This window comes from Streptococcus sp. X13SY08 (assembly GCF_001182825.2).
Taxonomy (GTDB): domain Bacteria; phylum Bacillota; class Bacilli; order Lactobacillales; family Streptococcaceae; genus Streptococcus.
On record NZ_LFYO02000002.1, the window covers coordinates 265,389 to 288,443 of the forward strand.

The window sequence follows — 23,055 nt, forward strand, 5'->3', positions numbered from 1 at the left end:
TGAAAAAGACACTATAATGAAAAACATATTTAAAAAAAATATCTTTTCAAGAGGTCAAATATTTGTTAGTTTATTAATTATTCTTTTGATGTCAGTTTTTTTATTCCTTTTTCGAAATGAATTTTATACAGGAATAAATAGTGGAAATATAAAAATTGTTGCTTCAAGTGAAAAAAATGAGTCTTCTATTGCCACTGATGAAAATATTCAAGATATTGTTGTGAATGGTTTTAAGACGACAGGTTTTCAAAGGAATGATTGGATTACCGAAGATAGTACTCACTTAGTGGAACAAACTTACTATTCCAGCGGTGAAGAACAGGTGATAGAGATTCAAGCGGATACTCCAATAGTTACTTTGTCCTTTATTAGTCAAAATATGCCAACAGGTGGAATTTTACAGGTATATGTAGATGATCAACTCCATACAGAAATAGATTCATTTGCTTCAGAGCAGTCTCTTGATTCTCATACCTATGTATTTCCAGGCGTAATAAGGGTCACTAAGGATAATGTTCTTTGGTATCTAGGGACCATCGTGCTAATCGTATTTTCTATCGTTTTTGTTTACAAGAGATTATACGAACAGTTAACCATCAAAGATGGTGTTGTATGGATAATATTATCAGCTCTTTCATTCTTTGTAATGAGTTGGGCTTTTCAACATCACACCTTAGGATATGTTGATTTTTGGAAAAATACATTTGGAGATCTCACCCTTTTCATTTTACTTCCAGTTATTTTCGCACTGTTACTTATTTGTTTTAAAGTCTTATATTATTGGTCGCAAACAGGGGACGCTGCGAAAATAGTCAACAAATGTATCACAGCTGCCACTTATGCTAGTGTTCCATTTCTTACTTTTTACATTATTGAAAATGGGTACTCATCTTATTTGAATGTTGAATCCTCATTTGTTTTATATAATCTAGTTGCTTACATAGCAATTTATCTGGTGTTTTCGTGGCTATTTGGAAGTTTTAAACCAGCTGGCGTTCTATTATTAACAATGGCATTGATATTTGGAGTGATGACAAATATCTTGATTGGAACGCGTAGTGAACCACTCTTGCCACATCACTTTTATCAGTTGACAACTGGCCTCAGCGTTGCAGGTAAAACAACATATGTCTTTAATAACCGTGTATTGCAGAGTTTTTTATTGACTTTTTTAAGTGCTGGTATTCTATTATTGAATCCAGAGAAACTAAATGGGTTCAGTTACCTAGTAGCAAAAAAACAATTAAGTAGGAAGTGGAAGTGGTCTGCAAGACTGGCATCTGTTATCCTCGCTATCCTTTTTGGACTATTTTTATTGCCAAACATGCTATTAGGGTATGCTTGGCAAGCCGATTTTGAGTTAAATACACAGCGAATGCAATCAACCTACGCTAAGAAAGGATTCTATTTAGCGTTTTCACATTATTATCTAAGTGCGCAGTTGGAAAAACCTGAGAATTATGGGAATGATACTGTTGAAGAAATTTTCTCTAATTATAAGAAAATTGAGTCGACCTCCAGCCAAATGCCAAATATTATTATCATTCAAAATGAATCACAGTCTGATTATACTCAACTGACTAACCTTGAATTTTCTGTAGATCCCATGGAGTTCCAACATTCTTTGACAGAAAATTCCATTTCAGGGGAAACCTATGTTTCTGTATTTGGTGGAGGTACCTCTAATACCGAATATGAGATGCTGACAAGTAATGCTTTAGCAGGACTACCGCTCAATATTTTTCCATTTCAACAATTAGTCAATGGAAAATCTGATAGCTTGGCATGGACTTTATCAAACTATGGTTATGAAACAGTCGCCATGCATCCAGAAACGAAGAATAATTATCGTCGCGAACGTGTCTATGATTATCTTGGGTTTGATTCCCGTTATTTTAAAGACTCAGAGCCATCTATCATGAAGTTAATTGGAGACGTAGAGTATGAGCGTGGATTTATGTCTGACAAATCACTTTATAAGGGGATTCAGAAGTTATTAGAAACAAAATCATCCAATCAACCCCTATTTAATTTTGTCGTGACAATGCAGGGACATGGGAGTTACGCAAGTAGTCCAGCCGACTATGAGCGTACCGTTACCGTTACAAATGTTCCAGAACAAAATGATCCTGCCACAGAATATCTAACTAGCTTGAAAAGTAGTGATGCGGCTCTTAAAGATTTGGTAACTTTCTTAAAATCTTATAAAGAACCAACTGTCTTAGTAATGTATGGTGATCATCATCCAACATTAAGTAGTGAATTTTTTGGAAATTATATGGATAAAACCGATCCGAGTGCAAAATATCAAACACCACTCATCATTTGGAGTAATTTTGATATTCCTGAGCAAACAGATGTTTCACTAAGTGTTAATTATCTTGTGCCGTACTTATTGGCTATGCTATCAGAAACAGATCATCAAGTGCCAATTTCATCTTATTACAACTACATGTATCAGCTATATAAAGAAGTACCGATTCAAATGACATGGGGATATTACGATGCACAAAACAACTTTATGGATTCGCCTCTAAATTCAGATTTGCTTCAAGACTACCCAAACATACTGTACAATCATGTTGAAGATAGCAAACATTTTCTAAACTATTATCAATAAAGGAGACAAAATGTCAAAACTCTTAAAAATAGGAAATGCCATTTTTTTAGCATTCGGCTTAGTTTGGTTATTCTTTTCTGTCAATTTTTTATATGAATATTTAAATTTTAATTTTCAAAATTTGAAAGATGATTTGGCGAAAATTCTTCCATTCTGTCTTTTACTATTAATTGTTGCATTCTATTTTCGTGAAGCAACGATGAAAAAGTTCAATTGGTTAGTTAGGTATTTAAATCAACATAAATGGATGATTTTTCTCTTTATGCTCGGATTCCAATTGGTCCTTGTATTTACAAGTATAAGAATTGCTTCTCATGATGGTTCCTGTGTTTTCTACATGGCTACAGACTCTGCCTATGCAATGGAGTCAGACTATCTTTCTATCAATCCCAATAATTATCTCTTGATCATTTGGGATAAAATCAATTATTTGATATTTCATCATAATACTGTCTTAGCATTAGGACTTTGGAATATCTTCTTTATAGATACTAGTATTTTATTTATTTTTATGGCAACTAAAGACTATCTTTCAAAAAAGATTGCCGACACGAGCTTTTTCTTGTTAGTACTGATCCTTGGTTTTTCACCACAACATATCTATACTTATTCGGATCCCATTGCCCTTTTCTTCCTTAGTCTAACCATATTCCTATTTATCAAGGCTTTAAAGAATAATCTCGCTCCAGTATACCTAGCTGGTGCAGGATTCATCTATGCTATCGCCTTTGGATTGAGACCTACTGTTTTGATTTTTGGCATCGCAGGCTTGATTGTTTTTGTTCACCATCTTATTCAGAAGAACATCTACCACTCCATGAAACGTATTGTAACTGGAGCTCTTGCTTTCTGCCTTGTCTTTCTCGCAATGAATCAGGCTATCTCTTATTCTCTTCATCATCAAAATTTTGCAAAATATGAAGAAGGCAAAAGTCGGACTCTGTTTTATTTTGTTGATCTAGGGCTGACCTTTGTTGGAAACAATCATGCGGAATTACCAGCGGATGTCTTATCAGCAACGGGTGAGGACCGGAATGAAGAAGCGATTGAGGATATCAAATCACGGATGGCTGCCTACTCTTATAAGGACTTTGTTGGACATCTGTTTTATAAATATTATTGGATTACCAACGAAGGGATGTTTGGCTGGTTTCAAGAGCGCGTCTTAAATGAAGCAAGCCCATTAGATAGTGCGTGGTTGATGAATTTTCAACAATGGACGATTTCAAAATTAGTTCGAACTTATGTGTATGTTGAAGGTGAAAATTACAATTACTATGCACGAGCTATTCAGATGGTCTGGATTTTGATTTCCTTTGGTATTGCATTTTATCCTTTCTTTTATAGAGAGAAATTTTATCCACTTTGGATGCAAATTACAGTCTTTGGAGCCCTACTGTTCTTGATGATTTTTGAAGGCGGGCGTACTCGTTATTTAATCCAGTTTTTACCAGCTATTATTACAGTCAGTGCTTGTGGGTTGGTGGCAGTCCATGATAGAATGACACTGCATAAAAAAGGAGATTCTTAATGTCCAAAAAGATACTTTCGGTCATTGTTCCTTGTTACAATGAAGAAGAAACAATTCGCCCATTTTTGATGGAGATAAAAAAAGTAGAAGCACAAATGGCTAGTGATGTCATCTTTGATTATATCTTTGTCAATGATGGTTCCAAAGATAATACTTTAGCGGTGCTTCGTCAAGTGGCCGATGAGTTTGACAATGTTCACTATTTATCTTTCTCACGGAATTTTGGGAAGGAAGCCGGTTTGCTAGCTGGTCTAGAAGCTGCCGATGGTGACTTGGTGACCGTCATGGATGCTGATTTGCAGGATCCACCTGAGATGCTGGTAGATATGTATCACCTGATAGAAGAAGGTTATGATGTAGTAGGTACCCGTCGCGCGGACCGTAAAGGGGAGCCAGTGATTCGCTCCTTCTTTGCCAAGCTGTTTTACAAGATGATAAATGCTGTTTCGGATACAGAAATGGTCGACGGAGCACGTGATTTCCGTCTTATGACCCGTCAGGTAGTGGACAGTATTTTAGAGCTTAATGAAGTCAATCGATTCTCTAAAGGAATTTTTTCGTGGGTCGGCTATCAGGTGACCTATTTGCCGTATGAAAATCGTGAGCGCATAGCAGGAGAGACTTCGTGGAGTTTTTGGAGCTTATTGAAGTACTCGATTGAAGGTTTTATCAATTTCTCAGAAGCGCCGTTGAATCTGGCGATTTGGTCGGGAATTGTCTCTTTCTTAGCATCAAATGTGGGTATCCTTTTTGTGGTTATTCGGAAATTGACGGTTGGTGGAAGTATCACAGGTTGGGCAAGTTTAGTTTCAATCATTTTGTTTATTGGAGGCATTCAATTATTGGCTTTGGGAATCATCGGAAAATATATCTCGAAGATTTTTCTGGAAACAAAAAAACGACCAGTTTATATTGTTAAAGAGAGAAGTAAGTAAATAATCATCAATTAACTAGTAACAAGGATCAACTATCTTTTGCAATGAGTCTATTGATTATCGCAACTATCAGAATTTAGTCCCTCACTGACAGCATATAAACAGTCCGATTAGCCATTTTTAAGCAAACAAAAAAGCCAAATGTAACGTCTGGCTTTTGGTATTTTTGCAATAAATTAAAAAATTCTTCATCCTCATCATAGGAAAAATAGTTGAATTATGATAAAATAGTTCAAGGAGAGTAAAGATGATTAAAATTTTTGGAAAGATAAGGTATCACTGGCAACCAGAGTTGTCATGGTCGATTATTTACTGGTCTCTAGCTCTGATTCCTGCCTTAGCAGGCTTCATTCTCTTGTTAGAAAAATTAAAAATTTCCCTCTTGATTTTGGCCTTGATAGGTCTTTCTCTTATCATGATTGCTGTTGGACTCCATCGGTATTTTTCGATTAAAGAGGACACGCTTTATATCGCGGATGCTAACCCATTCAAGGATTGCAAGATTCCCATTTCCTCTATTGAAAAGATCGCAGTTACCTATCTGTCGATTGCGTTTTATACCAAAGAGTGGCCAGAAGGAAAAATTTACTATATGCGCAAGTGGCCGAAAAAGTATTTTGTCAATACGCTAGCCATCAACCCGTATTTCCAAGGAGAAGTGGAGCTGACAGACCATCTGATTCAGCAAGATTATTTCGAGACTTATTATGCGCAAAATAGCAGAGCTAATCCGATAAAATAGCCTTCGTAGGACAAGATTTACTAGCTAGAAGAAGATCTGCATCGTCGGGAAAATTAGCTTCGAGCCCATCGTGATTGGCAAAAACTACAATGCCATCATCATCATCATCGTAGTCGAATTCTTTAGAATAAGTTTGACAAAGACCGTAGGCAATGCATTTTTCAGGGAGTAATTTAATATTCATATCTCTATTTTAACGATAATTTATAAAAAATACAAGGAGTATACCAACTATGTCAGAATCACAAGAACCATGGAACGAAGAAATTTACGATTCAAACGAAAACACTAGACGGAGTCGTCGTGACAAAGGAAAAGCAAGTGCAACGATGTTTACTGTTTTAGCCGTGATTTTTGTGATTATTGTAGCTGCCATTACGATGTTAGCGATTTATCTATCACATGGGGGTAGCGACACGGATTCGGCGAAGGAATTTTATAATTCGACAGCATCTAGTGCAGTTGAAAGCTCAAGTAGTAGCTCAAGTGCAAGTTCAAGTAGTGTAATAGAATCGTCTTCCACTACAGTAGAATCAAGTATAGAAGCAACAACGCCAAGTTCTAGTCAAGCAGTGGATGGAGCAACTTTGACTGTTAATGCTGGTGAAGGCGAAGCATCCATTGCAGCTCGTGCAGGAATTTCTATTTCTGATTTGGAACGATTAAACCCAGATAAAATGTCTACTGGTTCATGGCTTGCTCACCCAGGGGACACAGTACGTATTAAATAGAGGAATCATGAAAACTATTCAAATTGCCATTGACGGACCTGCTTCAAGCGGGAAATCAACAGTAGCCAAAATCATTGCAAAAGATTTTGGCTATACTTATTTAGACACGGGTGCTATGTACCGTTGTGCTACTTATATTGCTCGCACACACAATTTGACGGCGACAGATGTGCCAACCATTTTAGAAAAATTAGCTCAAGCTCCTATCTCTTTTAAGAAAGCAGCAGATGGTAGTCAACTGGTTTTTCTTGGTAAAGAAGATGTGAGCCTAGCTATTCGTCAAAATGATGTCACCAATAATGTTTCTTGGGTTTCAGCTATTCCAGAAATTCGTGAGGAACTCGTTCGCCAACAGCGTCTAATTGCAGAAACTGGAGGCATTGTGATGGATGGTCGTGATATAGGAACTGTGGTATTACCAAATGCAGAGTTGAAGATTTTCTTGATTGCATCTGTTGAAGAACGTGCTCTTCGTCGTTTCAAAGAGAACCAAGAGAAAGGCATTCCGACAGACTTAGAAATCTTGAAAGAAGAAATTGCTGCGCGTGATTACAAAGATAGTCATCGGGAAGTTTCTCCTTTGAAAGCGGCGGAAGATGCTATTGTCTTTGACACGACTGGTGTATCAATTGACGGTGTTGTCGCATTTATTTCAGAAAAAGCAAAAGAAATCCTTGACAAGTAATGACTAGGATGGTATACTGATTACATTGAGAAAAGCAGAAGTGAGAGCTTCTCGCCTTGCGACTAACGTTGTCTGGCTCTACGTGTAAAAGATTTCTTAGGAAATATAGACTGTAGAGACGGACTTGTGAAGCAAGTCCGTTTCGTTTTTCTCGAAAAAATAAAAAATGAGGTGAAAGCCATAGCAAAGCAAGATTTGTTCATCAATGATGAAATTCGTGTGCGGGAAGTTCGTCTAATCGGTCTCGATGGTGAACAGTTAGGTATCAAACCGCTCAATGAAGCTCAGTCACTAGCAGACGCTGCTAATGTTGACTTGGTATTGATCCAGCCGCAAGCTAAACCACCGGTTGCGAAAATTATGGACTACGGTAAGTTCAAATTTGAGTACCAGAAAAAACAAAAGGAACAACGTAAAAAACAAAGCGTTGTAACTGTTAAAGAAGTACGTCTTAGCCCAGTTATTGATAAGGGTGACTTCGAGACGAAACTTCGCAACGGCCGTAAATTCCTTGAAAAAGGAAACAAGGTCAAAGTATCCATTCGATTTAAAGGTCGGATGATTACGCACAAAGAAGTTGGAGCGAAAGTTCTTGCCGAGTTTGCTGAAGCAACACAAGATATCGCCATCATCGAGCAACGTGCTAAGATGGATGGTCGCCAAATGTTCATGCAACTTGCCCCAATTTCAGACAAAAAATAAGCTTAGAAAGCTAAAGGAGAATAAACATGCCAAAACAAAAAACACACCGCGCATCAGCTAAACGTTTCAAACGTACAGGTTCTGGTGGCTTGAAACGCTTCCGCGCCTTTACTTCACACCGTTTCCACGGTAAAACTAAAAAACAACGTCGTCACCTTCGTAAAGCAGGTATGGTACATGCTGGTGACTTCAAACGTATCAAATCTATGCTTTCACAAATGCGTTAAGCATAGGCACACTAGAAATTAGAGAATTATTCGGAGGAAAATTAAATGGCACGTGTTAAAGGTGGCGTTGTTTCACGCAAACGTCGTAAACGTATTTTAAAATTAGCTAAAGGTTACTATGGTTCAAAACATCTCTTGTTCCGTACTGCAAAAGAACAAGTAATGAACTCTTACTATTATGCATACCGTGACCGTCGTCAAAAGAAACGTGATTTCCGTAAATTGTGGATCACACGTATCAATGCGGCTGCTCGTATGAATGGTTTGTCATACTCACAATTGATGCACGGTTTGAAATTGGCTGAAATCGAAGTAAACCGTAAAATGCTTGCTGACTTGGCAGTTAACGATGCAGCTGGTTTCACAGCTCTTGCAGACGCTGCTAAAGCAAAACTTGGTAAATAATAACTAAAAATAAAACTTGAGTTTTCTCAAGTTTTATTTTTTTGTTTCAATTCAAAAAATAGGGCACGGACTAGTAGACCTATTCGCCATAGGCCGATAGACATGAGGGGGACAAGAAGAACGATCCACCATTTGAAAACACCTGTGAAAGTCAAATAAATGTTTAAACAGCTGATAGTCAAGCAAAATAGAAATAAAAGTGAAAAAATAAGTAAGAATAAGATTATTAAAAGTTTTTTCCATTTTCCGCCCGGATGTTTTCCGTTGAACTAGAAGTACCTGTTGAACTACTTGATGGCTTGCTTTCGTCTTTTTCTCCATATAAGGCTTTATAACTTGGAGATTGGAAGAGATCCACAGTTGAGACGCCTTTATTTTTACTAAAGAGACTGCTTGATTGGTCTCCCAATTCTTTTTCAATGGATTTTTCCGTTTCTAAGGAATCAATGTAGCTAAACTTGCTAGCATCGAGTGGTTTAAGTCCATTGTCAAGGAAGCGAAGAAGATCTCCTGTTTGGATAGCATCACTCATGTTTAGTTGTTTATCAGCTGCAGTTTTTAGGTCATCTAAGGCTTTCTGAGTTGTTTCATCTGGAATGGTGATTTCTTCTCCAGTTTCAGTGTAATAAGTTTTTCCACCATAGCTAGTATAAGTTGGGCTAATAAAGGTACCAGATGTTCGCATAGCCACTAGTTGATCATGTTGATCCGATAGGAGATCTTGACCAACTTGCATATATTGATTGGCTTCAATTCCCAAAAGGTGTTCGAGAGTTGGAAGAGCATCAATTTCGCCGCCGTATGTGTCGACAATTTTACCTTTATTCATTCCAGATACGACTACCATATACGGTACTCGTTGGAGCATGGCATTATTGTAATCGGACCAAGTTTCAGGATCTTTACCAAGAAGTGGAGCGAGGTCAGGATTACGAGAATTTGAAATTCCGTAGTGGTCACCATAGAGAACGATGACAGAATTTTCATATAATCCAGTTGCCTTCAGATAATCAAAGAATGATTTGATAGAGGCATCGAGATAGTTAGCGGTAGCAAAGTAGCCGTTGATGGTTTCATCATCAGTATCCGCAAGTGGGAAACCAATTTCATCACCAATAAGGCTTGTTGTATAAGGGTAGTGGTTTGAAACGGTGATAAATTTTGTGTAAAAGGGTTGTTGCATATGTTCCAGATATTGAATGGAATCCGCAAACATGACCTTATCATTTAGACCGTATTGGAAAGAATTTTCTTCTGTAGGTGTTGAAAAATAGGACTGGTCAAAGAAGTAATTATATCCCCATTGTTTATAGGTATTATTTCGATTCCAGAAACTTGCTGAATTGCCATGGAAAACAGCAGAAGTATAGCCACCTTCTTGAGAAAGAATATGAGGTGCAGCCTGTTGCGTATTGCTTCCACCGTATTGAACCATGAAGGAACCTTGAGATAAGCCAAAAAGCGATGTTTCAATCATGGTTTCGGCATCTGATGTCTTACCAGCCTTCACCTGGTTAAAGAAGTTAGAGAAGGCAAAGGTTTCCTTGGAGTGATAGAGGGAGTTTAGAAATGGTGTTACTTCATATTCTGTTCCGTCTACATTTAATTTATAATTAATAATGAACTGTTGCAAGCTCTCCAGATGTAAATAGATAACGTTACGACCTTTTGCAATACCAAAATAATCTGGATTTGGTGCAGCATAGTGCTCTTTGACATAGTCTTCTACGGGAATTAAATCGTCCGCGGTAGCTTCTGAACGATCCATGTGAGCATTATAAGTTTGATAAGCGTTGTAACCTAAGAATGCAGGTAATCCTAACCCCCGAACCACGTAGGTGTTGGAGAAGCCACGTGAGAGCAATTCTGGTCGGTCGATTTCTGCTAAAAAGAGATTAGCTGAAAAAAGCATGATAGAGAGTGCCGTTACGGCAAAAGAAGCTCGTTTATTAAATGGACGTTGATCTGGAATCAATTTTTTCTTGGTAAATAGGTAAATACCATAGAAAAAATCTAGGAAATATATGGCATCCCAAATTCGGAAGAGTTTCATGGCGGATTCACCGAGGCCAGAAGAAACTTTGCTACTTGCTAGAATCGTAGAAATAGAGATATAATCCGTAAACTCGCGATAATAGAGTATATTTGAAAAAAGCCAAATGAAAAGTAGTATATAGAAAAAGTTGGCTAGATGATAGAAAACACGTGTATTTTTAACGTAGAGTGCAAGTCCAATCAATAAAAGGGCGACGGGCAGAGGATTGACAAAGGCAATAAAATTCTGGAAGAATCCCTTTGTATCTAGATTAAAATCAATAGTATAGGCCCAGAGCGTTTTTATCCAATAAAGTAAAACAAGAGTGAGCACATATCCAAGTCGTGTTTGCCACCCTGTTTTTACTAATTTTTTCAATTGTTTCACAAGAAAACCTCATACATATTCTAAAATAAATCTTTGTCTATTATATCATATTTTTGAAAATCAGCTAAAAGTAAAAGTTTTTTTGAGATATGAAGGCGTTTTTGATATAATTAAAGACATGCATACATTGAAAGTAAGTCGCTTTGCGGAAAAAAAAATCAAGCAAGGCATTTGTGTTTTAGATGGAAGAGACTTTGAAGGGTTAGACTTAGAAGATTCCTTTGTTACCCTTGTCTCTGGAAAAAATGAGATTTTGGGGCAAGCTTATTTGTCACAACAAAATAAAGGGATTGGCTGGCTGATTAGCGATCGTCCTCAAAAAATTAATCAAACTTTTTTTGAAGCTTTATTTGAAAAAGCTCTTCAAAAACGCCATTCCTTTGCTAATTCAGACCTGACGACTGCTTACCGAGTCTTCAATCAAGACGGTGATGGCTTTGGTGGATTGACCATTGATCTTTACAATGAATATGCTCTCTTTTCATGGTACAATTCTTTTATTTATTCCTTGAAAGATATGATTGTGGCTGCTTTTAAGGCTGTTTATCCTCAGATTATGGGTGCTAATGAAAAGATTCGATTTAAGGGATTAGACTATGAAAGTGCTCATCTTTATGGTCAAGAAGCTCCAGAGACTTTTCTGATTCAAGAAAATGGTATTTCTTATCAAGTCTTTCTCAATGATGGCTTGATGACAGGAATTTTCTTGGACCAGCATGAAGTGCGTGGTAGTTTGATGGATGGTCTGGCAGCTGGCAAAAGCTTGCTCAATATGTTTTCCTATACAGCAGCATTTTCTGTTGCAGCGGCAATGGGGGGAGCTCCAGAGACGACATCTGTTGATTTAGCTAAGCGCAGTCGCGAGCTCTCACAAGTACATTTTGAGGCAAATGGCTTACCGATAGAGAACCATAAATTTGTGGTCATGGATGTGTTTGATTATTATAAATATGCCAAACGTCATGGATTAACCTATGATGTGATTGTCTTAGACCCGCCCAGCTTTGCCCGTAATAAGAAAGCAACTTTTTCGGTAGCAAAAGATTACCATCGCTTGATAACTGAAGCAGTGGATATTTTAAATCCGAATGGGATTATTATTGCTTCAACCAATGCATCTAATGTCAATCGAGCGAAGTTTAAGCAGCAAGTCGAAAAGGGAATGGGACAAAAGAATTACCGTTATCTGACAGAGTACGGATTGCCGAGCGATTTTGTTTTCAATAAAAATGATGAAAGTAGTAATTACCTCAAGGTATTTACAATAGAGGTAGAAAAATGAAAATAGTTGTTCCATTTATGCCGAGAAGTATGGAAGAGGTAGAGGCCTTAGATATAGAACGCCTAGCAGACGCAGACTTGATTGAATGGCGTGCCGACTATCTTCCTAAAGAGGAAATTTTACGAGTGGCGCCAGCTGTTTTTGAAAAATTGCTTGGACGTGAAGTTATTTTTACACTGCGTACAATACATGAAGGTGGACAAATTGATTTGACCGATCAAGAGTACGTTGACTTAATTAAGGAAGTTGCAACACTCTACCAGCCTGATTTTATTGATTTTGAGTATTATTCACACAAAGATGTCTTTGACCAAATGTTAGAATTTCCAAATTTGGTACTTTCTTATCACAATTTTGAGGAAACGCCTGAGAATTACATGGAAATCATGTCTGAGTTGACCAGCCTTTCACCAGCTGTTGTTAAAATTGCCGTCATGCCACAAACGGAGCAGGATGTTTTGGATGTGATGAACTATACGCGCGGTTTTAAAACTTTAAATACGGGTCAGATGTATGCAACGATTTCCATGGGGAAATTAGGCATGCTATCCCGCTTGTCTGGAAAATTAACAGGTTCTTGTTGGACCTTTGCTAGCTTAGACGAAGAGAGTGTACCAGGTCAGATTTCCCTTCGTCATATCAAGAAGTTTTTGGAAATATTGGACAGTGAAAATTAGGAAATAGAAAAGAGGATTCGTATGACACAAAATATTTATGATCTTGCTAATGAATTAGAACGTAGCATTCGTCACTTACCAGAATATGAAGCCGTTCAAGCTTCACGCAAGGAAATTGAGGCAGACAAAGATGCAAAAGAGTTGTTGGATCAGTACATTTCTCATCAGACTGAATTGCAACAAGTTTTGCAGACAGGACAAATGCCTTCTGAAGATTTCCAAAAAAACATGCAGGACCTAGGTCAAAAAATTCAAGAAAATCCGTTACTGACAGAGTATTTTGGTAAACAACAGCAATTGTCTATCTATATTGCAGATATTGAGAAGATTATCTTCAAACCGTTACAAGACTTGATTTAACAAGTCTTTTTTCTTTGCAAGCGGGTATCATTTAAAAAGTAGGAAAAAATATTCAGAAAATTGTTGACAAATGAGAAAAAAGGTTTATCATCTTACTAACCTATAAAAAATAAGAAGAGAGAAACGGAACATGAAACAAGTAAGTCGAAGCCTTTCAACGAGTCATCGTTATTACTACAGCTATTTTAGATAGTGTTTGTAGACATGCGAGTCATGGATGCAAACACGTTGAACGTTATGTTTGTATCTATGTGGCTTTGGTTATTCGACGTGTGTCCACATTAGATAAGAAAATCTAAATGGGCGCTGGTAACTCTTCTGTTTCTTTGCATACAGAAATAAGGGACTGTTTAGATTTTTATATCTAAACAGTCCCTTATTTTTATACTTTTTTCTTCCAAATTTCCTTCTAATTATTCAAAAAGGAGAACTTTTATGAATTTTAAACGATTTACACTGATTTCTTTTGCTGCTTTATCTACTTTTGGTCTAGTGGCATGTGGAGCCGATTCTTCGGATGTTTCTTCTGAAAAAGTATCAGTTGGGATAATTCAATATGCTGAACATGAGGCGTTGGATTTGTCAAAAGATGGCTTTTTAGAAGCACTAGAGGATGCCGGTTACAAGGAAGGCAATAATTTGACAGTTGATTTTCAAAATGCTCAGGGAGATCAGGCTAATTTGCAGACCATGGTGGATCAGTTAGCAAGAGAGCATGATCTTAACTTTGCCATTGCAACACCAGCAGCACAAGCTATGCTGAATGTGGATACTGAAACACCATCTGTCTTTACAGCAGTAACAGATCCTATAGGTGCAGAATTAGTGGATTCTCTAGAAAAACCTGGCGGCAACATGACAGGATCTATTGATGCCACAGATGTGAGTGGTCAGATTGATATGTTGGTCAAGGTCGTATCAGCTGTCAAGAAAGCTGGAATTTTCTATAATTCAAGTGAGGTCAAATCATCGAAAAAGCTAAAGAAGCACAAAAAGCATTGGAAGATAAGGGAATTGAAGTGGTCGTGAAGACCGTCACCTCTACCAATGATATGCAACAGGTCATGACTTCCCTTGCTAACCAAGTTGATGCTCTTTACTTTCCAACAGATAATACGGTGGCTTCGACAGCAACAACCATCGGAGAAATTCTTATGGAAGCAAAAGTTCCAGCTATGGGAAGTGACGAAGCGGTGATTGATGGCGTCCTCTTTACTTACGGAGTGGATTATCATGCTATTGGTGTTCAAGCTGGTAAATTGGCAGTGGAAATCTTAAAAGGTGCGAATCCTGCGGACTTAGCGGTTGCAACTCCTGAAAAAGCGGCTATTGCAGTCAATGGGGAAATGGCGAAAGCTGTTGGTATTGATACTGCAACAATTAAAAATTTGAATAAATAGACTTGGAGATATTCTTATGAACTATACTTGGATAAAAAAATACTTGCCATTTCACTTGTGGGACTTTCAGCGTCTGCTTTGGTTGCATGCAGCGATAGTAGCACAGAAAAATTTGATAGCAATGGTACAAAAGAAGTAAAAGTTGGTATTTTACAATATATGGAGCATGAATCCTTGGATGCAGCGCGTGAGGGATTTATGGCTGAGTTGAAAGCTAATGGGTACAAAGAAGGTGACAATATAACAGTAGATTATCAAAATGCCCAAGGGGATCAAGCCAACTTGCAAACTATTTCGGAACAATTGGTGGGTGATAATGATGTGATTTTAGCGATTGCAACACCAGCAGCACAAAGTTTGGCAACTGTATCAACAGATGTTCCCGTCCTCTTTACTGCAGTAACAGACCCTGTTTCAGCAGAATTGGTGGATTCTATGGATAAACCTGATGGTCTATTGACGGGGACAAGTGACCAAGCGCCGATTGATAAGCAGATTGAACTCTTGGGACAGGCACTTCCAGATGCGAAAAAAGTTGGTATTTTATACACCACTAGCGAGCGGAATTCAGAAGCTCAGGTAGAACAAGCTGAGAAACTACTCAAAAATGCAGGTTACGAAGTGGAGTTGAAAGGTATTACTTCCACAAATGATGTGCAAGATGCTACAACTAGCTTGATGAAGGATGTGGATGCAGTCTTCGTTCCGACGGATAATACAGTTGCTTCTACTATGACCATGATTGGTGAATTGTCCATCGAGCACAAGGTGCCTGTTATTGGTGGGGCAACTGATATGGTGGATGCTGGTGGTCTCTTGACTTATGGCACCAACTACGAAGCACTTGGTCACCAGACTGCTAAAATGGCTGTTAAAGTACTTGAGGGAGCAGATCCTGCTGCATTGTCAGTTGAATATCCAGAAACAGTTGATTTGCATGTCAACCAAGAAATAGCTGACAAGTTAGGAATCAATGTTTCAAAACTCTCTGTTTCAAAATAAGAACTAATCAGAAAGGAAAATGACTGTGGACATCATATTATCAAGTATATCGCAAGGACTCTTGTGGTCCATTATGGCGATTGGGGTTTATTTGACCTATCGTATTTTAGACATCGCTGATTTGACAGCAGAAGGAGCGTATCCACTTGGAGCTGCGATATGTGCGATAGCAATCGTTAGCGGACTCAATCCATTTTTGGCAACACTTTTGGCTATTATTGGAGGCATGTTAGCTGGTTTGGTATCAGGATTGCTTCATACCAAGATGAAAATTCCAGCCCTTTTAACAGGGATTGTGACCTTGACAGCTCTTTACTCCATTAACTTAAAAGTATTAGGGAAAGCCAATGTTGCTCTCTTGCGAAAAGAAACCTTGGTGACAGCTTTGCAAGATGCTGGATTATCAAAAACGAATGCTATTTTGTTGATCGGCGCGATTGCGGTAGTCGTTGTGGTTTTATTCTTGACCATATTGTTAAAAACGCAAGTCGGTTTGGCGCTGCGATCAACAGGTGACAATATTCCTATGAGTGAAGCTAATGGTATCCAAGTGGATCGTATGAAAATTTACGGCTATATGTTATCCAATGGTCTCATTGCACTTAGCGGTGCTCTTTTAACACAAAATAATGGCTACGCAGATGTCAATTCGGGGACTGGTACGATTGTTATTGGTTTAGCATCTGTCATTATTGCAGAAGTCGTCATTCGTAATTTGACGATTGGCTGGCGATTGGCATCTGTAGTCTTTGGCTCTATTTTGTATCGTTTGATTATCCTAGCAATCTTGGAAATTCCTGGTATGGATGCGGATTTGGTGAAATTATTCTCCGCGATTCTCTTAGCAGCTGTACTATTTATTCCAGAAATGCAGAAAAAATTGAAAATCCGTCAGTTGAATTGGAAGTAGGAGGAAGTATGGCAACAATTTTATCTATTCAAGGAATTCACAAGACCTTTGAAGCTGGTACAATCAATGAAAATCATGGGCAGGAACGCTTTCAGTGGATCAAGGAGATATTCTTTTGGAGGGAAAACCGATTAAGAACCTCTCCGCTGTCAAACGTTCTAAGGATATCAGCCGGGTTTTCCAAGATCCAAAAATGGGGACTGCTTCACGGTTGACCATTGAAGAAAATATGGCCATTGCTTATCATCGTGGGCAAAAACGTAATCTGAGTTGGGGTGTGAAAGAGCCAGAACGCGCTATTTTGTGGAAGCGCTCAAAGAATTAGGTCTTGGCTTGGAAAATCGTCTAAAGGTCGATACCCAGTTTCTCTCTGGTGGTCAGCGACAAGCATTGACGCTTCTTATGGCTTCTTTGGTCAAACCAAAAGTTCTTCTTTTGGATGAGCATACAGCCGCTTTGGATCCTAAAACTAGTGATATGGTCATGGGATTGACCAAGAAGATTGTCGAGACACATCAATTGACTAGTCTCATGATTACCCATAATATGGAAAATGCCATCCAATACGGAAATCGTTTGGTCATGCTGCATCAAGGTCAGATTGTCGTGGATGTCAAAGGTGAAGAAAAAGCTAATTTAACTGTGCAAGATTTAATGGAACTCTTCCACAAAAATAGCGGACAAGTGTTGACAAGTGATGAATTGATTCTGTAAAAATAAAGGGACGCCACGTCCCTTTTTGACTGCTCAATACTCTTTGGAATGTAAAAAAGCTAGGACAAAAGTCCCAGCTTTCTATTTTGCTTTCATTTTAATGACTCAGCTGTGCGGAGGCGGGAGTAAAACAGTCTAGTAGACTATTTTAGGTCAGTACCCGAAAATGAAAAAGTATTGAAAAAAAGAATTTCTACGAAATGACCAGCTTTTGTCCCGCGCTCAAGAATGATTATAGTTTCATGGATTTGATTTTTGATTCTTCTGGAGTGACACGTAAGGTCTTTTGGCCTCGGTAGGTCACAAAACCGAGTTTACCACCACTAGGTTTGTGTAGCTTTTTGGCTTCAATCATATCGACCTGAACCAGATTGGAGTGGCGAGCTTTTGAAAAATAGGCAGCCAATTCAGCGGCGTCTGTCTTGACTTCGTCGGTTGGGTCCAGATTATCTGTGATGATGACATGGCTACTTGGGATATCCTTAGCATGGAACCACAATTCTCCTTTTTTGGCTATTTTAAAGGACAATTCATCATTTTGGAGATTGTTTTTTCCAACTAGAATAATGGTTTTTCCATCACTTGCTAGGTAACGTTCAGGTTTCTTCCGTTTGGCTTGTTTTTCACGATGGCGTGCCTTGAGGTAGCCCGTCTCAACTAACTCTTGTCTGATATCGTCGATTTCTGACAGGCTAGCTTGACCCAGCATGGTTTCTACACTTTCAAGATAAGTAATGGTATCCTTTGTTTCCTCAATTAAGTTGGTCAAATGTTTGACCGCTTCTTTTAACTTCTGGTATTTTTTGAAATAGCGTTGGGCATTTTGGTTTGGTGTCAGGGCAACATCTAGCTCGATATTGATCGGTTGACCGGTATAGTAATTGTCCAAGGTTACGCTAGGTTTATCATTTGGCACTTGGTGAAGATAGGTAGTCAGCAACTCGCCTTTTTGGCGGAACTCTTCGGCATGATCGGTCGCTAGGAGCTCATCTTCTTGCTTGATGAGTTTTTTGCGATTTTTATCAAGCTCGCTCGCTGCTCGTTTGATTAGTTCATTTGCTTGTTGAGCGACGCGGTCCCGCTCTGCTTTGTCCTGATAGTAGTAATCCAAGAGCAAAGATAGTGTGTCGAAGTTCCCATGGCTTTGGGGAAATGGCACAGCGCTATAGGAAGTATCGGTGAGGGAAGCTTGGCTATCTTGGTCGAAGAAGTGGCGGAAATTTTTTAGCTTATCATTTGTCAATAAGTTAGATAAGACAATTGCTGTATCTCGTCCTAATCCTTGAAAGAGTTTTTGAAGATTTTTTGGTGTCAGATCCTGAGTGGATAGAATCTCAAATAATTTTTCGTCACCAACCGTGAAAGGGTTGAGAGAGTCAGTTTGCGGCGGATGAATATAGGTGGAATCAGGCAAAATGGTTCGATAGGAATTCTGTGAAAAGCCGACATGCTTAATGGCTTCGATAATGCGATGCTTACTCTTGTCTATCAGGATGATATTACTATGTTTCCCCATGATTTCGACGACCAGCGTCGCCTGAACATGGTCACCAATTTCATCCTTATTGGACACTGAAAATTCTAAAATTCGGTCATTTTCCAGTTGCTGGATATCTTCAATGACCGCACCTTGTAAATATTTCCGAAGAATCATGGTAAAGGTATTGGGAACCTTAGGATTTGCAAATTCCGTCTCGGTCAACTGGACACGTCCAAAGACAGAGTGAGCAGAAAGCAGTAATTTTTTATTTTTACGATTGCTGCGGATACCCAAGACCAGTTCCTGATCAAAGGGTTGATTGATTTTTTGAATACGACCGCCAATTAGCTGGTCGCGCAATTCTGCTGTCATATGATGTAAAAAAAATCCGTCAAAAGACACTATGGTTACCTCATTCTTACAAGTATTTTTTCTTCTAGGCTGCTCCATTATAACATTTTATAGGAGAAATACCAAAAAGGTGTTGACAAAATTTTACTCATAAGTTATACTTTTCCTTAATCAGAAAAGTAAACAAACAAAGTTTTCAGGGAGCTGACGGATATTGCGAGTCAGTAGCGAAGTTTGTTGAAATGGGCTGATGGGATATAATGAATGAAAAACAATGATCATTCGGTAGGCACACCTTACAGTGCAACTCCTTGTTAGAGGAGATGAGATAGAAGGGCTAATTCTAGACAATTCCTTCTAAGTGAGGTGGCACCGTGTCATTGACGCCCTCGCATAGTTAATCTATGCGAGGGCTTTTACTATTTGTGGAGAAAGGAATTGAATCCGTCCGGCAAATTCGGAAAATCATAGCCCGTTACTGAAATCAGGATTTCAGACGGTCTCCTATTTTTCAGTCATTTGCTAATCGGACTTGGTATCTTAATTATGAAACGATGGCGCAGTTTGCAAAGAGTGATTAGTGAATGAGGACATTTTAAATGAAAGAAGAAATATATGAAAAATAAAAAATTAATAGGAATTATAATAGCCATGTTAATAGCATTGGGACTTGAGATTTTCTTAGCACCGTCAAATGAGAATGAAATGGAACAAACAAACGAGAAAAAAACAGTCAAAGTAGGTGTCTTGCAATTTGTCACGCATGCCTCTTTAGATGAGATTTACAATGGTATTAAAGAAGGTCTCAAAGAAGGTGGTTACGAGGAACAAACCAATTTGGAAATTGATTTCATGAATGCTGAGGGAGATCAATCGCAAGTGCAAACGATGAGTCATCAATTGGTCAATAATGGCAACGAGCTATTGATTGGAATTGCGACGCCAGCAGCGCAAGGGCTGGCAAATGCGACCACTGACTTTCCCATTATCATGGGAGCGGTGACCGATCCGATCGGAGCTAATTTGGTCACAGATTTAAAACATCCTGACGGCAATATCACAGGGGTTTCTGATCAAACGCCGGTCGTAGATGAGGTGAAATTGATGAAGGAAATCACGCCAGAAGCCAAAACAATCGGAGTTTTGTATTCGTCAAATGAAGATAATTCAAAAATTCAAGTAGAAGAATTTGTAGCTGCGGCTGAAAAAGCTGGCTATGTCGTTGAAGAATTCGCAGTGCCATCGACCAATGAAATTGCGGCGACAGTTGAAGTCATGACTTCAAAAGTAGATGTCATCTTTACACCGATTGATAACACGATTGCGTCCGCATTTTCAACTGTAGTATCAGGAGCTAATAAAACAAAAACTCCAATCTTTACCAGTGTAGAGGATATGGTTGAAGGTGGAGGGATTGCTTCAGTGACGCTTAGCCAATTTGACCTTGGTGTGGCAACTGGAAAAATGGCGGCTAAAGTCTTAGACGGTGATAAACCAGCGAATACGCCAGTCCAAATTTTCAATGAAGGGACTATTGTGGTTAACCAAAAAGTGGCAGAAGAACTAGGGATTACTTTGCCAGAAGCCGTATTGAAAAAGGCTAGTCGTGTCGTAGAATAAAGAAACAAAAAGGAGACAAGATGATTGTATCAACTATTTCTCAAGGTCTACTCTGGACTGTTTTGAGTCTGGGAATCTTTATGACCTTTCGGATTTTGAAATTTCCAGATATGACGACAGAGGGCTCTTTTCCATTAGGTGGGGCCGTTGCGGTCACTTTGTTAACAAATGGTGTCCATCCTATTTTAGCAACACTTGTGGCGATGATAGCGGGTTGTCTTGCAGGTTTGGTAACCGGACTTCTTTATACGAAAGGAAAGATTCCAACCATTTTGGCAGGAATTTTGGTGATGACATCTTGCCATTCTATTATGCTCATGATTATGGGGCGGGCTAATTTGGGTCTTCTCCATCGCTCAGTGATTCAAGATTTGTTGCCATTTTCTGATTCCATCAATAGCTTGCTACTGGGCTTCATTAGTGTGGTTCTCGTCATCGGTCTTATGTATTTCTTCCTCCATACTCGTTTGGGACAGGCTTACATCGCAACAGGTGACAATCCTGATATGGCGCGTAGCTTTGGTGTCCATACTAGCAAAATGGAACTGATGGGTCTGGTGGTGTCAAATGGAATTATCGCACTTGCTGGGGCATTGATCGCTCAGCAGGACGGATTAGTCTTGTGATCGGCGAAGTCCTCTTTGGAAATCCGACTATGCTAGAGCGTCTCATAGCTATTGCAGTTGGAGCTATCCTCTATCAATTCCTGATTTTGGCAGTTATTCTCATGGGCGTCAATACCAGCTATCTTCGTATCTTCTCAGCCATTATTTTGGCAGCTTGCCTTATGATTCCTGAGTTCAAAGAAAAAGTTTTGAAAGGAGTGAAGCTGACACGATGAAAGCAATTGTTGAATTAAAAAATGCTACAAAAGTCGTTAACAATGGTTTTGATGAAGATAAGGTCATTTTGGACAATGTTAATCTAACCATTTATGAGCATGATTTCATTACTATTTTAGGGGGGAATGGTGCGGGTAAATCCACTCTTTTCAATATCATCGCAGGGACACTTTTTCTAACTAGTGGTTCAGTCCATATTCTTGGAGAAAATGTAACCAACTGGCCAGCTGAAAAACGGGCTAAATACTTATCTCGAGTCTTCCAAGATCCCAAAATGGGAACAGCACCGCGGATGACTGTTGCGGAGAATCTATTGATTGCCATTCATCGTGGAGAATTTCGTGGTATGGCACCAAGAGATTTGGCAGCTCACATAGAGGATTTTCGAAAACTCTTGGCGCGTGTGGGAAATGGTTTAGAAAAACATGTGGAAACACCTACAGGTCTTTTGTCAGGTGGACAGCGTCAAGCTCTCAGTCTCCTTATGTCAACGATCAAACGACCGGAACTTTTGCTTCTTGATGAGCATACTGCAGCGCTTGATCCTAAGACTAGCGTATCCCTTATGAGTTTGACAGATGAATTGATTGCGACAAATCAATTAACCGCTCTGATGATCACTCATCATATGGAAGACGCGCTCAAACATGGGAATCGTTTGATTGTCATGAAGGATGGAAAAATTGTCCAAGATGTCGCTCATGATGTTAAGCAGGCTATGAGTTTGGAAGATTATTACCAATTTTTTAAATAAGGAATCGAAGCTGAAGCCATTCAGCTTTTTCTTGAAAGAAAACGTTTTCTATTGTATAATAATACAGAATAAGGAGTGTGAATAAATATGAGCCAAGCTGTTCGTGATTGTTTGGATAAAATGGGAATTTTCTATGAGATTGTGGAGCATCCACCTGCATTGACAACAGAAGAGGCCGATTCTTATATTGAAGGACTGGAAGGTGTACGCACCAAGTCTATGTTCTTAACCAACAAGAAGAAAACTGCTTATTATTTGTTAATTATGGATGACCAAAAGCAGTTGGATATGGAAGCTTTCCGAGAAATTTCAGGGGCTAACCGCATTCGCATGGCATCGGCAGATAGCTTGATGGAGAAGATGTCTTTACCCGCTGGAACAGTGTCAATTTTCGGTTTGCTCAATAATCCTGAAAAGGATATTCAAGTGTATTTTGATAAAGAGATTATGGACCAAGCTATTTTAACCTTCCATCCCAATATCAACAGTGAAACTATTTTTGTGAAAACATGCGATGTATTAGAATTTGTCAAAGATTTGGGCTACGAGGCTCACATCATCAGTCTTTAAATACGAAAAACTCTGCTGAAATCAGTGGAGTTTTTTGAAAATTTTCGGGAAAGATAGTATAATGAGAGAGATAGCGAGAAAGCTCGCAGCCGT

At 38.8% G+C, this 23,055-nt stretch carries 20 protein-coding genes, 3 pseudogenes and 2 other annotated features; of the genes and pseudogenes, 20 read left to right on the forward strand and 3 right to left on the reverse strand.

Annotated features, from left to right (window positions below; genetic code table 11):
* Positions 1–16: 16 nt before the first annotated feature.
* The 4 genes from AEX56_RS01940 to AEX56_RS01955 all read left to right on the forward strand — a co-directional run bounded on the left by AEX56_RS01940 (position 17) and on the right by AEX56_RS01955 (position 5,828).
* The gene (locus AEX56_RS01940; protein ID WP_049617698.1) at positions 17–2,620 is read left to right on the forward strand and encodes a sulfatase-like hydrolase/transferase; all 2,604 of its coding nucleotides are present in this window, start codon (positions 17–19) and stop codon (positions 2,618–2,620) included.
* Between the two features lie 337 nt (positions 2,621–2,957).
* Positions 2,958–4,151: a hypothetical protein gene (locus AEX56_RS01945; protein WP_330218243.1), complete on the forward strand. Its 1,194-nt coding sequence runs from the start codon at positions 2,958–2,960 to the stop codon at positions 4,149–4,151.
* Positions 4,151–5,086 carry a glycosyltransferase family 2 protein gene (locus AEX56_RS01950; protein ID WP_049617700.1) on the forward strand — a complete coding sequence of 312 codons (936 nt, stop codon included), beginning with the start codon at positions 4,151–4,153 and terminating at the stop codon, positions 5,084–5,086. The genes AEX56_RS01945 and AEX56_RS01950 overlap by 1 nt, the downstream gene beginning before the upstream one ends.
* 247 nt (positions 5,087–5,333) lie before the next feature.
* Positions 5,334–5,828, forward strand: coding sequence for an EbsA family protein (locus AEX56_RS01955; RefSeq protein WP_049617701.1), 495 nt, complete (start codon positions 5,334–5,336; stop codon positions 5,826–5,828).
* Here AEX56_RS01955 and AEX56_RS01960 read toward each other — a convergent pair.
* Positions 5,812–6,012 (reverse strand): ferredoxin, encoded by a 201-nt coding sequence (locus AEX56_RS01960; RefSeq protein WP_049617702.1) that lies wholly within the window; start codon positions 6,010–6,012, stop codon positions 5,812–5,814. The genes AEX56_RS01955 and AEX56_RS01960 overlap by 17 nt on opposite strands.
* Before the next feature lie 49 nt (positions 6,013–6,061).
* On the opposite strand from AEX56_RS01960, the gene AEX56_RS01965 reads away from it, so the two are divergent.
* The 5 genes from AEX56_RS01965 to rplT all read left to right on the forward strand — a co-directional run bounded on the left by AEX56_RS01965 (position 6,062) and on the right by rplT (position 8,578).
* Entirely contained in the window at positions 6,062–6,559 is a 498-nt protein-coding gene (locus AEX56_RS01965; protein ID WP_049617703.1) for an SAG1386/EF1546 family surface-associated protein, read from the forward strand.
* 7 nt (positions 6,560–6,566) lie between these two features.
* Positions 6,567–7,244: a (d)CMP kinase gene (cmk, locus tag AEX56_RS01970; RefSeq protein ID WP_049617704.1), complete on the forward strand. Its 678-nt coding sequence runs from the start codon at positions 6,567–6,569 to the stop codon at positions 7,242–7,244.
* A gap of 26 nt (positions 7,245–7,270) precedes the next feature.
* Positions 7,271–7,399: a sequence feature (ribosomal protein L20 leader region), on the forward strand.
* A 16-nt stretch (positions 7,400–7,415) separates the two neighbouring features.
* Positions 7,416–7,946, forward strand: a complete 531-nt coding sequence (gene infC / locus AEX56_RS01975; RefSeq protein WP_049618221.1) for a translation initiation factor IF-3 — start codon at positions 7,416–7,418, stop codon at positions 7,944–7,946.
* A 26-nt stretch (positions 7,947–7,972) separates the two neighbouring features.
* The gene (rpmI, locus tag AEX56_RS01980) at positions 7,973–8,173 is read left to right on the forward strand and encodes a 50S ribosomal protein L35 (protein ID WP_027971441.1); all 201 of its coding nucleotides are present in this window, start codon (positions 7,973–7,975) and stop codon (positions 8,171–8,173) included.
* Between the two features lie 45 nt (positions 8,174–8,218).
* Positions 8,219–8,578: a 50S ribosomal protein L20 gene (rplT, locus tag AEX56_RS01985; RefSeq protein ID WP_049617705.1), complete on the forward strand. Its 360-nt coding sequence runs from the start codon at positions 8,219–8,221 to the stop codon at positions 8,576–8,578.
* Between the two features lie 226 nt (positions 8,579–8,804).
* Here the strand turns inward: rplT and AEX56_RS01990 are convergent, their stop codons facing one another.
* A complete protein-coding gene (locus AEX56_RS01990; RefSeq protein WP_049617706.1) occupies positions 8,805–11,000 on the reverse strand; it encodes an LTA synthase family protein in 2,196 nt (731 codons plus the stop codon).
* Between the two features lie 118 nt (positions 11,001–11,118).
* Here AEX56_RS01990 and AEX56_RS01995 point away from each other — a divergent pair, with 118 nt between their 5' ends.
* From AEX56_RS01995 to AEX56_RS02025, 7 genes and pseudogenes are all read left to right on the forward strand, one after another.
* Entirely contained in the window at positions 11,119–12,282 is a 1,164-nt protein-coding gene (locus AEX56_RS01995; RefSeq protein ID WP_049617707.1) for a class I SAM-dependent rRNA methyltransferase, read from the forward strand.
* Positions 12,279–12,959 carry a type I 3-dehydroquinate dehydratase gene (aroD, locus tag AEX56_RS02000; RefSeq protein WP_049617708.1) on the forward strand — a complete coding sequence of 227 codons (681 nt, stop codon included), beginning with the start codon at positions 12,279–12,281 and terminating at the stop codon, positions 12,957–12,959. The genes AEX56_RS01995 and aroD overlap by 4 nt, the downstream gene beginning before the upstream one ends.
* Before the next feature lie 21 nt (positions 12,960–12,980).
* A complete protein-coding gene (locus AEX56_RS02005; RefSeq protein ID WP_049617709.1) occupies positions 12,981–13,319 on the forward strand; it encodes a YlbF/YmcA family competence regulator in 339 nt (112 codons plus the stop codon).
* A 435-nt stretch (positions 13,320–13,754) separates the two neighbouring features.
* Positions 13,755–14,719, forward strand: a pseudogene (locus AEX56_RS02010) (ABC transporter substrate-binding protein).
* 27 nt (positions 14,720–14,746) lie between these two features.
* Positions 14,747–15,721, forward strand: coding sequence for an ABC transporter substrate-binding protein (locus AEX56_RS02015; protein ID WP_049617710.1), 975 nt, complete (start codon positions 14,747–14,749; stop codon positions 15,719–15,721).
* 25 nt (positions 15,722–15,746) lie between these two features.
* Entirely contained in the window at positions 15,747–16,631 is an 885-nt protein-coding gene (locus AEX56_RS02020) for an ABC transporter permease (protein ID WP_049618222.1), read from the forward strand.
* A gap of 79 nt (positions 16,632–16,710) precedes the next feature.
* Positions 16,711–17,345 (forward strand): annotated as a pseudogene (locus tag AEX56_RS02025) (ABC transporter ATP-binding protein); the annotation flags it as partial.
* Positions 17,346–17,577: 232 nt separating this feature from the next.
* Here AEX56_RS02025 and AEX56_RS02030 read toward each other — a convergent pair.
* Complete coding sequence (locus AEX56_RS02030; protein WP_049617711.1) at positions 17,578–19,227, reverse strand: Rqc2 family fibronectin-binding protein; 1,650 nt, start codon at positions 19,225–19,227, stop codon at positions 17,578–17,580.
* 106 nt (positions 19,228–19,333) lie between these two features.
* Positions 19,334–19,570, forward strand: a binding site (T-box leader).
* A 221-nt stretch (positions 19,571–19,791) separates the two neighbouring features.
* Between AEX56_RS02030 and trpX the strand changes: the two genes are divergently transcribed.
* The 4 genes and pseudogenes from trpX (at position 19,792) to AEX56_RS02050 (ending at position 22,962) form a co-directional block, all read left to right on the forward strand.
* Positions 19,792–20,796: a tryptophan ABC transporter substrate-binding protein gene (gene trpX / locus AEX56_RS02035; RefSeq protein WP_049617712.1), complete on the forward strand. Its 1,005-nt coding sequence runs from the start codon at positions 19,792–19,794 to the stop codon at positions 20,794–20,796.
* A gap of 20 nt (positions 20,797–20,816) precedes the next feature.
* Positions 20,817–21,637, forward strand: a pseudogene (locus AEX56_RS02040) (ABC transporter permease).
* Positions 21,634–22,392, forward strand: a complete 759-nt coding sequence (locus tag AEX56_RS02045; RefSeq protein ID WP_049617713.1) for an ABC transporter ATP-binding protein — start codon at positions 21,634–21,636, stop codon at positions 22,390–22,392. Before AEX56_RS02040 ends, AEX56_RS02045 begins: the two are co-directional and overlap by 4 nt.
* An 87-nt stretch (positions 22,393–22,479) precedes the next feature.
* Positions 22,480–22,962: a prolyl-tRNA synthetase associated domain-containing protein gene (locus tag AEX56_RS02050; protein ID WP_131542091.1), complete on the forward strand. Its 483-nt coding sequence runs from the start codon at positions 22,480–22,482 to the stop codon at positions 22,960–22,962.
* The last annotated feature ends 93 nt before the right edge of the window (positions 22,963–23,055 follow it).

Bases quoted from the DNA above. Each gene is read 5' to 3' on its own strand.
- AEX56_RS01940 (WP_049617698.1), top strand. From the start codon at position 17: ATGAAAAACATATTTAAAAAAAATATCTTTTCAAGAGGTCAAATATTT.
- AEX56_RS01945 (WP_330218243.1), top strand. From the start codon at position 2,958: ATGGCTACAGACTCTGCCTATGCAATGGAGTCAGACTATCTTTCTATC.
- AEX56_RS01950 (WP_049617700.1), top strand. From the start codon at position 4,151: ATGTCCAAAAAGATACTTTCGGTCATTGTTCCTTGTTACAATGAAGAA.
- AEX56_RS01955 (WP_049617701.1), top strand. From the start codon at position 5,334: ATGATTAAAATTTTTGGAAAGATAAGGTATCACTGGCAACCAGAGTTG.
- AEX56_RS01960 (WP_049617702.1), bottom strand. From the start codon at position 6,012: ATGAATATTAAATTACTCCCTGAAAAATGCATTGCCTACGGTCTTTGT.
- AEX56_RS01965 (WP_049617703.1), top strand. From the start codon at position 6,062: ATGTCAGAATCACAAGAACCATGGAACGAAGAAATTTACGATTCAAAC.
- cmk (WP_049617704.1), top strand. From the start codon at position 6,567: ATGAAAACTATTCAAATTGCCATTGACGGACCTGCTTCAAGCGGGAAA.
- rpmI (WP_027971441.1), top strand. From the start codon at position 7,973: ATGCCAAAACAAAAAACACACCGCGCATCAGCTAAACGTTTCAAACGT.
- rplT (WP_049617705.1), top strand. From the start codon at position 8,219: ATGGCACGTGTTAAAGGTGGCGTTGTTTCACGCAAACGTCGTAAACGT.
- AEX56_RS01995 (WP_049617707.1), top strand. From the start codon at position 11,119: ATGCATACATTGAAAGTAAGTCGCTTTGCGGAAAAAAAAATCAAGCAA.
- aroD (WP_049617708.1), top strand. From the start codon at position 12,279: ATGAAAATAGTTGTTCCATTTATGCCGAGAAGTATGGAAGAGGTAGAG.
- AEX56_RS02005 (WP_049617709.1), top strand. From the start codon at position 12,981: ATGACACAAAATATTTATGATCTTGCTAATGAATTAGAACGTAGCATT.
- trpX (WP_049617712.1), top strand. From the start codon at position 19,792: ATGAAAAATAAAAAATTAATAGGAATTATAATAGCCATGTTAATAGCA.
- AEX56_RS02045 (WP_049617713.1), top strand. From the start codon at position 21,634: ATGAAAGCAATTGTTGAATTAAAAAATGCTACAAAAGTCGTTAACAAT.
- AEX56_RS02050 (WP_131542091.1), top strand. From the start codon at position 22,480: ATGAGCCAAGCTGTTCGTGATTGTTTGGATAAAATGGGAATTTTCTAT.